The 11820-nt window shown below is 45.1% G+C and carries 12 protein-coding genes and 1 tRNA gene; 6 read left to right on the top strand and 7 right to left on the bottom strand.

Annotated features, from left to right (window positions below; translation table 11 throughout):
* Both PF479_RS14660 and PF479_RS14655 read right to left on the bottom strand, forming a co-directional pair.
* On the bottom strand, window positions 1-560 hold a 560-nt coding region (locus PF479_RS14660), incomplete at its 3' end, for an ACP phosphodiesterase (protein WP_298007920.1).
* Window positions 536-609 (bottom strand) — tRNA-Arg (locus tag PF479_RS14655). The genes PF479_RS14655 and PF479_RS14660, both read right to left, overlap by 25 nt.
* A 174-nt stretch (window positions 610-783) precedes the next feature.
* On the opposite strand from PF479_RS14655, the gene deoD reads away from it, so the two are divergent.
* A complete protein-coding gene (deoD, locus tag PF479_RS14650) occupies window positions 784-1488 on the top strand; it encodes a purine-nucleoside phosphorylase (protein WP_298007918.1) in 705 nt (234 codons plus the stop codon).
* A gap of 57 nt (window positions 1489-1545) precedes the next feature.
* Here the strand turns inward: deoD and rpiB are convergent, their stop codons facing one another.
* The 4 genes from rpiB to PF479_RS14630 all read right to left on the bottom strand — a co-directional run bounded on the left by rpiB (window position 1546) and on the right by PF479_RS14630 (window position 4872).
* The gene (gene rpiB / locus PF479_RS14645; protein WP_298007916.1) at window positions 1546-1986 is read right to left on the bottom strand and encodes a ribose 5-phosphate isomerase B; all 441 of its coding nucleotides are present in this window, start codon (window positions 1984-1986) and stop codon (window positions 1546-1548) included.
* A gap of 60 nt (window positions 1987-2046) precedes the next feature.
* Window positions 2047-2838, bottom strand: a complete 792-nt coding sequence (locus tag PF479_RS14640) for an ABC transporter ATP-binding protein (RefSeq protein WP_298007914.1) — start codon at window positions 2836-2838, stop codon at window positions 2047-2049.
* The gene (locus tag PF479_RS14635) at window positions 2835-3737 is read right to left on the bottom strand and encodes an ABC transporter permease (RefSeq protein ID WP_298007912.1); all 903 of its coding nucleotides are present in this window, start codon (window positions 3735-3737) and stop codon (window positions 2835-2837) included. The genes PF479_RS14640 and PF479_RS14635 overlap by 4 nt, the downstream gene beginning before the upstream one ends.
* 112 nt (window positions 3738-3849) lie before the next feature.
* Window positions 3850-4872 carry an ABC transporter substrate-binding protein gene (locus PF479_RS14630; RefSeq protein WP_298007910.1) on the bottom strand — a complete coding sequence of 341 codons (1023 nt, stop codon included), beginning with the start codon at window positions 4870-4872 and terminating at the stop codon, window positions 3850-3852.
* 179 nt (window positions 4873-5051) lie between these two features.
* On the opposite strand from PF479_RS14630, the gene PF479_RS14625 reads away from it, so the two are divergent.
* The 3 genes from PF479_RS14625 to PF479_RS14615 are packed head-to-tail and all read left to right on the top strand — an operon-like array spanning window position 5052 to window position 8330.
* Complete coding sequence (locus tag PF479_RS14625) at window positions 5052-5753, top strand: Bax inhibitor-1/YccA family protein (RefSeq protein ID WP_298007908.1); 702 nt, start codon at window positions 5052-5054, stop codon at window positions 5751-5753.
* A gap of 3 nt (window positions 5754-5756) precedes the next feature.
* Window positions 5757-7073 carry a M18 family aminopeptidase gene (locus PF479_RS14620; protein WP_298007906.1) on the top strand — a complete coding sequence of 439 codons (1317 nt, stop codon included), beginning with the start codon at window positions 5757-5759 and terminating at the stop codon, window positions 7071-7073.
* Between the two features lie 24 nt (window positions 7074-7097).
* A complete protein-coding gene (locus PF479_RS14615; RefSeq protein ID WP_298007904.1) occupies window positions 7098-8330 on the top strand; it encodes a D-alanyl-D-alanine carboxypeptidase family protein in 1233 nt (410 codons plus the stop codon).
* 28 nt (window positions 8331-8358) lie between these two features.
* Here PF479_RS14615 and PF479_RS14610 read toward each other — a convergent pair whose 3' ends face one another.
* Complete coding sequence (locus tag PF479_RS14610) at window positions 8359-10236, bottom strand: ABC-F family ATP-binding cassette domain-containing protein (RefSeq protein ID WP_298007902.1); 1878 nt, start codon at window positions 10234-10236, stop codon at window positions 8359-8361.
* 173 nt (window positions 10237-10409) lie between these two features.
* On the opposite strand from PF479_RS14610, the gene PF479_RS14605 reads away from it, so the two are divergent.
* Window positions 10410-11216: a hypothetical protein gene (locus PF479_RS14605; protein WP_298007900.1), complete on the top strand. Its 807-nt coding sequence runs from the start codon at window positions 10410-10412 to the stop codon at window positions 11214-11216.
* A gap of 21 nt (window positions 11217-11237) precedes the next feature.
* On the top strand, window positions 11238-11820 hold a 583-nt coding region (udk, locus tag PF479_RS14600), incomplete at its 3' end, for a uridine kinase (RefSeq protein WP_298007898.1).

Genomic DNA, 11820 nt, shown 5'->3' with positions numbered 1-11820 from the left:
ACGTCCATTATCATCGTGACAGGGATCTCTCTGCTGCTTCTGTAATTCAATCGGGAGAGGGCCGTTTCCAGGCCTTCCAGGCTCCTGAACTGACCAAACCAGTCTTCCTTCCGCAGATGGGCGGCCAGGCGGGGAAAGTGTCCCGGGAGGGGGGATGCTTTTTCCAGGAGAACCCTGTATATCCGCTGTGAAAAATCACTCAGCCTTTCGGATGAATAGTCTTCCCAGAACCTGGCAAGATAATGATCACAGATGACGTCTACCAGAACACCCGCATAGGGAAGACCCTTCGTATTGAGAGTTGCCCTGATGAACTTAAACCCCTCGTGTCCGTCTGCAGCCTTGTCTATTCTCTGATGAAGGTCAAATCCTTGTCTTATCGGGGGACTCAAGAACTCCTGATCTCGGGGCCTTATCATGTCGCAGGATATATTTCCCAGGAGAATCTCATCATCCCGGGGAGATAGAAAGGCATGGGCAAGGTAGTTCATAAAAAAAGGGTAGCTCTTAAGAGCTACCCTGTCAATATTGGAGTTGATCGATGCGAGATTCGAACTCACCGCCTCTTCCTCCGGAGGGAAGCGCTCTATCCAAATGAGCTAATCGACCTTATGGAAAGAACAATAATCCAAATGAACTGGCCTGTCAATCACTCTCCATTTGACTTGTACGACATGTTCCTGGCTTCTATATTTATTCGGATCTTTCTTTTAATATCAGTAGAAATCTTTTATAGTTTATCTATTGCTTGAAATTAAATGTATGAAATAAGAGGAGTCATAAATGAGTATACATATTGGTGCCAAAAAAGGAGAAATCGCAGACACTGTCCTGATGCCTGGTGATCCGCTGAGAGCCAAATATATAGCAGAGACATTTCTGAAAGATGCTGTTTGCTATACCGAAGTCCGTGGAATGTATGGATATACCGGTCGTTACAAGGGGAAAAAAGTGTCTATTCAGGGCAGTGGTATGGGCATCCCCTCCATCGGCATCTATGTGAATGAATTGATCAATGAGTACGGAGTCAAACGAATTATGAGGATAGGATCCTGCGGTTCCCTTCGTGAAGAAGTGAAAATCCGGGATATAATCCTTGGAATGAGTGCGTCTACCAACAGCAACCTCAATGACATCACATTCCGGGGAATGACCTTTGCTCCCACCGCCAGCTACTCCTTGTTCTCAAAGGCCGTGAAGGCTGCGGAGGCAATGAAACTGGACTTTCATGCGGGTAATATTCTGTCCACAGACATTTTCTATAATGATGATCCTGAAGAGTGGAAAATCTGGTCTAACCACAATGTTCTGGCTGTCGAAATGGAAGCGGCGGCTCTCTACACTCTGGCCGCCAAGAAAGGAATAGAGGCCCTGACCATTCTAACCGTCAGTGACTCTCTGATCACCCATGAAGCCACGAGTTCGCAAGAACGTGAAAAGACCTTTACTCAGATGATGGAACTGGCACTGGAAACCGCGATTTCCTGATTTTTCTCTACCTTTGAGGGGAGGGGTTAGGGGCTGAGTTTCAGCCCCTTTATTTTTTTAATTTTCCAGAGCCATGATCTTGTTGACCCGTTTTTCGTGTCTACCGCCTTCAAACTCGGCTGTCATATAGGCATTCAGCATATCCGTGACTTTTTCGGGGTAATCAATCCTTCCCCCGAAGGCAATCATATTGGCGTTGTTATGTTTCTTTGTCATATCCGCGGCAAAGCAGTTTTGTACCAGGGCGCATCGGATGCCCTTGATCTTATTGGCAGAGATGGATATTCCAATACCTGTACCGCAGAGAACGACTCCGAATTCATAGTCTCCCTTCAGGTATTCACGGCAGGCCAGTTCTGCCATATCCGGATAATCCGCCGCTTCACCCTCGGCCAGTCCCATATCATTGACTTCATATCCCTTCTGTTTGAGGAAGACAACGATCTCATTCTTCATTTCTACGGCACCATGATCATTGGCAATGACAACTTTTTTCATACTTTAGTCTCCTGATAGTAATGTAATTATGCAGTTCTGTTTAAAATTATTCTGATGAGATCAACTCAGCAGAGCCTCATCATTGAGAAACTCTTCCTTCCGTATGGCATGAAATTTTTCTACCAGTGCATTGACGGTTAATCCTTTCTTCTCTTCTCCCTGAATATCCATGATGATTTCACCTTTGTCCATCATGATCAGGCGATTTCCGAAATCTATGGCATGCATCATGTTATGGGTGATCATCATAGCCGTCAGCCTGTACTCCTGAATAAACTGAAGTGTCAATTCCATCACTTTGGCGGCATTTCTAGGGTCCAGGGCCGCTGTATGCTCATCCAGTAGAATCAGTTCCGGCCGGGACATGACCATCATCAGCAGGGTGAGAGCCTGTCGTTGTCCCCCCGAGAGGAGGGCTACGTTGTCTTTCAATCTGCTTTCAAGGTTCATTTCAAGACGGGTCAACAGAGTCTTGAACTCTTCCCGTTTCTTTTTATTCAAGGTTCTGCGGACTTTTTTAATTCCCTTGTATCCCGCAATGATCATATTGTCTTCAATGGACATATTTCCGGCCGTACCAAGGAGTGGATTCTGAAAGATCCTTCCGATGAAGGAGGCCCTCTTGTATTCAGCCATGGAGGTCACATCCAGGTTGTTAAAAATAATGTTGCCCGAGGCAACGGGGTCATGACCCGACAGGGCATTATAAAGAGTCGATTTTCCAGCCCCGTTTGACCCGACGATGGTAATGAAATCTCCCTGATTTACTTTCAGGTTCACATCTTTTAAAACGTGATTTCTATTGGGAGTTCCCTCTCCGAAAATCATATTGAGATCTTTAATATCTATCATTTTTTACCTCTGAAGGACTTAAGCAAGTCTCTGTCTTTCATTTTAGAAATGGTCAGGGACAGGATAATGAGAAGCCCTGTGATCAGTTTGAGGTCGTTCGGTGTCAGATGAATGTAATAGCCGTAATAACGTCCGTAAAACATGATGGCCTTGAATAAAATGGCTCCCAGGAGTACCCGGAAGGTCAGAAAGTAGATTTTATTGGACCGGATGAGAAACTCTCCCAGCATGACCATAGCCAGGCCGGAGACGACAATACCCTGACCTAAATTGACATCGGCGAAACCCTGATACTGGGCAAAAAGCGCTCCGGAAAGCCCCACCAGGCCGTTGGAAAGGCTCAAGCCGATGATTTTCATGGCTTCCGGGTTCACTCCCAGGGTTATGACCATCTGCTCATTGTTTCCCATGGCGCCCATGGATAAACCCATATCTGTCATAAAGAAAATATCCAGGAGTATCTTGATGATGAAAAAGACAATGAGGAAAAACAAAAGCAGAGACACAGTATAGGAGAGGTGGGGCTCCGTCAGGACCATGACATCATCGATGACAGTCCTGATCTTGAGGAGGGGCAGGTTTGCTCTATTTCCCAGAACCCGAATGTTTATGGAGTAGAGCATGGTCATGGTCAGAATCCCCGCCAGAAGGTTGGGTACCTTTAGTTTATTATGAATAATGGCGGTAATTGTTCCTGCGGCTCCACCGGCTATAAAGGCCAGTAAAAGAGCTAATAAGGGATGCATCCCCGCCTGAAGACAGCTACCGGCAGTCACGGCCCCCAGGGGGAAACTGCCGTCTACCGTCAAATCCGGAAAATCGAGGATTCGGAATGAGATGAAAACACCAAGAGCCAATATACCAAATATGAGACCTTCGACTAAAATCCCTTCAATCATTTTTACCTCTTTAAGAAAGTGTGGGAACAAAAAATAAGGGGCTGCCTCATAAGCTGTTCAAACTCATAAAAGCAGACCCCTATATTGATGCTATGAGCCTCAATGTTCAAGCTTATTGCTTGATAATTTCTCCGTTTTTAATCAGAGTGGCTGCCTTCTTTTGAAGATCAGCAGGAATGGTAATACCCAATTGGGCTGCCAGATCAAGATTTACCAGAAGATCGATATCATCAACACTGGTCATATAGGCTGTAGGAATATCAGAAGTCTTCTTTCCTCCCAGAACTTCAACAGCCATTCGTCCTGCGGCTTTTCCCATCTTGTAGTAATCAAATCCCCAGGCTATGAGAATCTGGTTTTCTTCGGCTGAACTGGGGTCGGCCGACATGATCGGAATCCCTGCTCTGGAGGCTACATCCGAGACAGCTGAGAGGGCAGACACGACGGTATTGTCTGTACTGATATATATTCCGTCCACTTTTCCAATAATCGCCTGAGTCGCCTGTTTTACTTCGGCAGAATTGCTTACGGTTGTTTCAATAAACTCAATTCCCAGTTCCGCACAGGCTTCTCTTGCCATTTCTGCCAGACGAACCGCATTAGCTTCGCTGCTGCTGTAGATATGACCCAGAGTTTTAATTTCAGTCAGAGAGGCCAGAAGGGCAATCTGATCTTTAACAGGAGTCATGTCGGAAATACCTGTAATATAGGCTCCTCCCTGATCATAGCTTTCTACCAGACCCGCATCGACCGGATCTGTGACAGCACTGTAAAGGACCGGGGTTGTTTTAAGGGTGTTCGCCAGGGCCTGGGCGGTGGGTGTGGCGATTCCAATCGCCAGATCTACTTTGTCAGACTTGAACTTCTGAGCAATCGAGGAGGCTGTATTCATATCACCATTGGCATTCTGAAGGTCAAACTGAGCGTCAGGGTAGCTTTCGAGGATCACTTCCATGGCTCCCTGTTCCAGGGCATCCAGGGCCGGGTGAGAAACAATCTTGGTTATTCCGATTTTAATGGGTTTTACTGTCTCTGCACCTTTTTCTGCAGGGGCAGCAGTCTCCTGCTGTCCTGATGCAAATACAAAAGCACTAAGACAGAACAGGCTTAGGAACAGGGTTGTTAATTTTTTCATTTTAATCTCCTTGTGTTCTTATGAATAGAAACACTTGAGCCATTATTCTCTTTTTTGATTAATCTGTCAATACAAAACTATTTCATTCATCAATGCTTCATTTGTTTTGCATTTTTGCATATTATAGTTATATTCAATTGTAATATTAAAATGAATATTTTAGATGAACAGGAGTGCTTATGAACCAGAATTTTACAAGTGCCGGGAGCTTTCAGGCTACTCAGGACCGGACAATATTAAAAAACGTTTATCTCTGGATGACCGCCGGACTCTTCCTGACTGCCATTGTGGCCCGGGGATTTCTTGTCACCGGACTCTACAGAAACGTCATGTCCAATCCCCTGCTGATGTTCGGTCTCATCATTATTGAACTTGTCCTGGTCTTCAGGCTGGCCAGTAAAATAAATACCATGTCCGTGGGGGCGGCGATTACGACCTTTGGCGTCTACGCCGGATTGAACGGCATCAATATGTCTACCATCTTTCTGATGTACAATCTGGGAACCATTACGACTGCCTTTGTTTCTACCGCCGCTCTTTTCGGAACCATGAGCCTCTGGGCTGTCACAACCAAAAAAGACCTTTCCGGCTGGGGTCACTATCTGATGATGGGTCTTGTGGGGCTGATCATCGCTTCACTGGTCAATATGTTTCTCAGAAGCAGTGGAATGTCCTATCTGATTTCCTATGCCGGAATACTGCTGTTCACCGGTTTGACAGCCTATGATACCCAGAGAATCAAGAATATGAGCCGCTCCATGTCTCACTCTGTTGATGAAGGTCAGTTTGTCAAACTCTCTATCCTGGGGGCTCTCACTCTGTACCTCGATTTTATCAATATGTTTCTCTTTATGCTCAGAATTCTGGGTAGACGGAACTAGGAGATGGACCAAGGCATTCGTTCCTTACTGGATTATTTGAACTCTGCCCCAACGGCCTACCATGCAGTTTCTGAAACAGAAAAAAAATTAAAAGCCGCTGGATATTCAATCCTGGACGAATCGGTCACCTGGAATCTGAAACCCTGCAGCGGATACTATGTGATCCGTAACGGGAGTTCTCTCATTGCTTTTCATACGGGAGTGAATCTGGAGACACCCGGGTGTTTCAGGATTGTCACCGCTCACACGGACAGTCCCACATTCCGACTCAAAGAGGGCATGCTGAATGAAAAAAACGGCATGCTGACTCTGGGGGTGGAAGTGATGGGTGGTCCCATCTTTTCAACCTGGCTGGACCGGGATCTGGCTGTGGCCGGACGGATTCTGATCAGAAAAAAAGACGGGATTGAGACTGTGTTATACAAAAATTCTGAAAGAAAAGTCTTGATACCCAACCCGCCTATTCATCTGAACCGAACGGTCAATAAAGGCTTTGAATACAATGCTCAAAATCATTTGAAATGTATTGTAAAAAGTATTCAAAAGAGTTCAGATTCAACAGGAAAATCTAAGAACTCGAAAGAAAATATAGAATCATTTTACGATCTCATTGCTTCTGATTTAAAGATCTCTTCCAGGGATATCCTGGATGCGGATCTGATTCTCTATGATACACAGGAAGCCGCTCTCACATCCTGGGAAGATGAGTTCTTCTCTTCCGGCAGGATCGATAATCTGGCCATGTGTCATGCATCCATTCAGGCACTCCTGGCCGTTCAGAACCAGACAGGAATTACCGTGGCGGCTCTTTTTGACAATGAAGAAACAGGAAGCAAGACACCACAGGGTGCGGACTCATCCTTTCTGGAACAGGTTCTGGAGCGGATTATTCTGAGCCGGGGGGGGAGCCGGGAAGGCTTTATGGCGGTTTGCGCCTCCTCATTTATCGTTTCTGCCGATGCGGCTCATGCCATCCATCCGAATTTTTCAGATCTCTATGATGAAGATTTCACACCCGAATTGAACAAGGGACCAGCCATTAAAAAAAATGCGGGCTGGAATTACGCTTCCACCGGTGAAACGGCCTCACTGTTTAAGCTGATCTGTGAAAAGGCGGATGTCCCCTACCAGCTATTCATTAATCGCTCGGACAGTCCCACCGGGAAAACTCTGGGACCCTTGTCTGCTGCCCGACTGGGAATCCCTGCCGTAGACGTGGGGAATCCCCTGTGGAGCATGCATAGCATTCGCGAGACCGGGGGAGTGAAAGATCATAATTTTATGATTAAAGCTTTTGAAACCCATTACAGGGTAAATTAAAAAAGTAAATATGACAGGATATTCATGAATTTTAGAAAATTATTTCAAACTCTGATTCTAATCGGTTTCAGTGTTTCAGCCGGAACAGGGTTGTGCGCTCAATCGGCAGTAGAATTGCTTGAACAGGAGTTGACGGCTCCCGGGATTGTCCTTATGGACTATAATACGGGGCGCATCCTCTTCGAACGGAATGGAGAAAGTGTCATTCCTCCAGCATCAATGACCAAGGTTATGACCCTTTTTTTGACCTATGAAGCCATTGAAAAGGGACAGTTGAAGAAAGAGGATCTCATCACTATCGATGAGGCCGGCTCCTCATTCTCCAGGCCTCCCTTTTCATCACTTATGCTCCTGGAAGAAGGGCAGACTGTCACGGTCCTGGATCTAATGAGAGGATTGGCAGTGTCCTCGGGTAACGATGCCGCCTACGCCCTGGCTCATATCCTGGGCCCGGGAAAAGAAGCCTTTATTGACAAGATGAACGGGAAAGCCAGAGAACTGGGTTTAAAAAAGACCAGGTTTGTGGATCCTGACGGCTGGAGTGAGTATAATAGCGTCAGTCCCCGTGATTTTGCGATCCTCAGCAGATCCTATATCCAAAAATATCCCGAAGCCCTTACAGAATTGCACTCCCTCCTTTTTATGGTGTATCCCCTCCCGGGAAATATGCCTGAAGGAATAGAATTTCAAATTCAAGTGCCCCGGAAAAAACGGAATACCAATCTATTGCTTGAAAGATTTGAGGGAGTTGATGGTTTGAAAACCGGGTATATTGATGAATCTGGCTTCAATTTTACCGCCACCGCCCTTCGGGAAGGGCAGCGTCTCATCTCGGTCATTATGGGAATTAGAACTGAAAGCTACTATCAGGGCATCAGGCGCAGGGCCGAGGAGACAGAAGTTCTTCTGAATTTCGGTTTTAAAGAATTTATCCCCCAGACCCTCAAGGCTCCGGAAATCCCAGATGTGAGAGTCTGGTTCAGCAGGGATCAATATATAGAGCCCCTTGTGAGAGAGAGCGCAGCTGTAATGTTAGGCTTTGATGAAAAAATCAGTGTCTATTCACAAATCCATCTCAATGAGAATCTCAGGGCTCCCCTTGCTGGTGATACCATAATTGGAAGTGTGGATTATTATCTGGGGGAAACTTTTCTGGGTTCAGCCGATATCCTGACCTCCTCAGATGTTCCTGAGGGGTCATTCATTCAAAAACTTCGGGATTATATTCTCCGGTGGTGGGAAGACAGAACCGAATAGTCCTCCCATGAGAGGGCTCTCTAAGACTTTATTCTGCCAGGGTGGACAATTCTTCCCAGCGGGCGTATAAGGTCTCCAAATCTGATTTAAGAGACTCATACTCACGGGTCAATGGTCTCGCATCTTCAGGATTGAAATCAGGAGCGGCAAAAAGGGACTCTTTCTCCTCAATCTTCGATTCCATTGCAAGAATCTTTTCTTCCATGGATCCGAACTCCTGCTTTTCCTTATAATTGAGCTTCCTCTTTCTGTTGACCACCTGTAGCGCTTCTTTTTTTGAAGCACTGACAGTTTTGGCAGATTGTCTCTCTTTCTCCAGCAGGGATTTATACTCGCTGTAATTACCGGTAAAACCGTGAATATTCCCCTGATTGTCAAAAACAAACTGAAAGTCAGTGACTCTGTCCAGGAAATATCTGTCATGGGATACCAGCATCAGACAGCCGGGAAAATCCATCAGATAGTCTTCCAGCAGTGTGAGGGTCTGGAGGTCCAGATCATTAGTCGGTTCGTCAAAAAGAAGAAAATTTGGATTACTGAGGAGAATCCGAATAAGATACAATCGACGGCGTTCTCCTCCCGACACATCACCCAGGGCGGTGTAATACAGTGATTTAGGAAAAAGGAATCTGTCCAGAAGCTGAGTGGCTGTGAGAGTACTTCCATCTGCCATAGTGACTTTCTCGGCAAACTCATTGAGATAGTCCATCACCTTCATATCACTTTGAAGGACACTTCCGGTCTGATCAAAATAACCGATATGGGTATTGATTCCCATATCCAGGCTGCCAGAGTCGGGCTTTAATACGCCGCTTATAAGATTCAGCAAAGTCGTTTTTCCAGAACCGTTGGGACCGATCAATCCGATTCTTTCACCCCGCATAAATTGATAACTGAAGGGTTTGATCACCTCCAGATCACCGTAGGAAAAGGCAATCTGTTTTAACTGAAGGATCTTTTTTCCCATGCGTCTGAAAGAGGAACTGAACTCGGCCGATGCGGCTTCCTCACCATTTTTCTGATCCACTAAATTGTAATAGTTAGCTGTCCGCTTCTTGTCCTTCCCGGCCCGTGCCCGGGGTCCCCGGCTGATCCACTTCAGTTCCTGTCTGAGGATGGATTCAATCCGGGCCTGACTCCGGTTTTCAATGTTCTGACGCAGAGCTTTCTGTTCCAGATAGCGGGAGTAATTTCCTTTGTACTGATAAACATTCTGATCATCAATTTCCAGAATCCTGTTGCAGATATTTTCCATAAAGTAGCGATCATGAGTGACAAGTAGAAAGGCTTTATCCACCTTTTTAAGGTAGTCCTGGAGCCATTCAATCGTCGGAATATCCAGGTGGTTGGTGGGCTCATCCAGGATGAGAAGAGAAAAATCCTGGCAAAGGGCCCTTACCAGTGCCGTTTTTTTAACCATACCCCCGGAGAGTGTACTCATGGAGGCATGAAAATCATTAATATTCAGTTCCACCAGGAGGGATTTAATCCGGCTCTCCAGTTCCCAGCAGGACAATTTCTCCATTTCTTCAGTGAGAGTATGGTATCGGTTCAGCAGATTCTCATCACTGCTGCCTATTTCGAGGAGTCTGCTGCACTCTTCGTATTCCCTGATCAGCTGCATCTGGGGAGTGGGATCTCTGAAAATAAAATCGAGGACTCTTTCTTCTGAAGAAAAGGAGGGCTGCTGATCCACCTGACTGATATAGAGTATATTATTTCTTGAAACCCTACCTTCGTCTGGTTCTTCCTCTCCGGTTAACACACGGATGAGAGATGATTTACCACAGCCGTTGGTACCGATCAGAGCGATTCTGTCTTCCGAGTCAACTCCAAAAGAACTTCCGGATAATAGGGTTTTGCCACCCTTGCTGATTTTTAATCTGTCAATGGATATAAGGTTCATACAAATCAGGATACTAGCATAGTGTGTCTGAAAAGTCACAGGGATATGGACAAATCTTCGGCAAGGCTTTAGAGTGGAACTCACTTATCTCTTGGTCATTCAGGAACGAAAATAACATCCTTTTTGACAGAAATGACTAAAAAATAATAAATAAAACAGGCAGGTCAATAGCGATGAATCAGGAACAGGTAAAAGAAAAACTGCTTCAGATTGACAGTGAAGTCAGAGACTTTACTCTTATCTTTTCAGGAAAAGAGAGCAAAAAAGTTGATGGGCTATACCATCCCGAAAAACAGGAAATCATCATCCATAATAAGAATTTCAGCGATGAGAACTCTCTTGTTTACACAGCCATTCATGAATTCGCTCATCATGTGCAATTCACACAATATGAAGGTGAGGTAACTACGCGGTCTCATACAGTGTTGTTCTGGGACATTTTTCACAGGCTTTTAAAAAAGGCTGAAGAACTGGGAATTTATATCAATGTTTTTGAAGAAGATTCCCGATTTAAAAATCTGACATCCGAGATTAAAGAAAAATACCTCTCGGTGAATGGAAAAGTCATGAAAGACTTTGGTAAACTTCTGATTCAGGCCCTTGATCTTTGTCAGCAGAATCATGCAATTTTTGAAGATTACGTGGATAGAGCCCTGGGTCTGAACCGGAATTCTGCGAAATCCATCATGAAAGTCTATGCCATGGATGTGAATCCGGAAATCGGTTATGAGAACATGAAAATCATTGCCGGAGTGAAGGAGCCGCAGAAACGGAAGGAACTGGAGAATGCCTTCAAAGAAGGGCAGAGCCAGGACATGGTCAAACAGACGATCCGCAAAGAAAAACCGGAACCTATGATGACGGTCAGACGTCTGGAATCCCAGAAAAAAAGAATTGAGAAGAGTATTCAGGCCATGCAGGTTAAACTGTCAGATCTGGAAATGCAGATTGATGAAGCAAAAAAGGATGACCAGGATTAAATGAATCGGGGAGGAATAAAAATGGAAGCACCAAAACTTATAGGTATCTCCGGTGGATCAGGTTCGGGAAAAACAACGATTGTTCGTAAAATTTCCGAATCTATTCAGGATTTCGTTTTTATTCCTCAGGATAATTATTATCAATCTGCGGAGTTTATAAATAACAGCAATATTACAGAATTTAATTTTGACCATCCTAATGCCTTTGATAAAGATCTAATGATGCAGCATCTGACAGCCCTGAAAAATGGGGAATCCATTCAGATGCCCCAATATGATTTTATACATCATAGAAGACAGGACGAAACCGTTGAGGTCCTGCCCAAAAAGGTCATCATTTTTGAAGGGATCATGGTTTTTCATGAGCAGACCATCCGTGATCTTATGGATCTGAAGATATTTGTGGATACTCCCGATGATATCCGTTTTATCCGCCGGCTTCAGAGGGATGTGAACGAAAGGGGAAGAACCCAGGAGTCTGTGATTAAACAGTACATGGATGTTGTTCGGCCCGGTCATTTTGAATTTATTGAACCTACCAAGAGTTATGCCGACATCATTATTCCAGAAGGCGGAATGAACATGAATGCCCTTCAGGTTCTTG

It is taken from the genome of Oceanispirochaeta sp., assembly GCF_027859075.1.
In the GTDB taxonomy this organism is placed as follows: domain Bacteria; phylum Spirochaetota; class Spirochaetia; order DSM-2461; family DSM-2461; genus Oceanispirochaeta.
Note: the sequence above shows the minus strand (reverse complement) of the source record. Positions and strands in the feature narration are given on the sequence as shown.

Coding starts and splice junctions, on each gene's coding strand:
- deoD (WP_298007918.1), top strand. CDS start 784: ATGAGTATACATATTGGTGCCAAAAAAGGAGAAATCGCAGACACTGTC.
- rpiB (WP_298007916.1), bottom strand. CDS start 1,986: ATGAAAAAAGTTGTCATTGCCAATGATCATGGTGCCGTAGAAATGAAG.
- PF479_RS14640 (WP_298007914.1), bottom strand. CDS start 2,838: ATGATAGATATTAAAGATCTCAATATGATTTTCGGAGAGGGAACTCCC.
- PF479_RS14635 (WP_298007912.1), bottom strand. CDS start 3,737: ATGATTGAAGGGATTTTAGTCGAAGGTCTCATATTTGGTATATTGGCT.
- PF479_RS14630 (WP_298007910.1), bottom strand. CDS start 4,872: ATGAAAAAATTAACAACCCTGTTCCTAAGCCTGTTCTGTCTTAGTGCT.
- PF479_RS14625 (WP_298007908.1), top strand. CDS start 5,052: ATGAACCAGAATTTTACAAGTGCCGGGAGCTTTCAGGCTACTCAGGAC.
- PF479_RS14620 (WP_298007906.1), top strand. CDS start 5,757: ATGGACCAAGGCATTCGTTCCTTACTGGATTATTTGAACTCTGCCCCA.
- PF479_RS14615 (WP_298007904.1), top strand. CDS start 7,098: ATGAATTTTAGAAAATTATTTCAAACTCTGATTCTAATCGGTTTCAGT.
- PF479_RS14610 (WP_298007902.1), bottom strand. CDS start 10,236: ATGAACCTTATATCCATTGACAGATTAAAAATCAGCAAGGGTGGCAAA.
- PF479_RS14605 (WP_298007900.1), top strand. CDS start 10,410: ATGAATCAGGAACAGGTAAAAGAAAAACTGCTTCAGATTGACAGTGAA.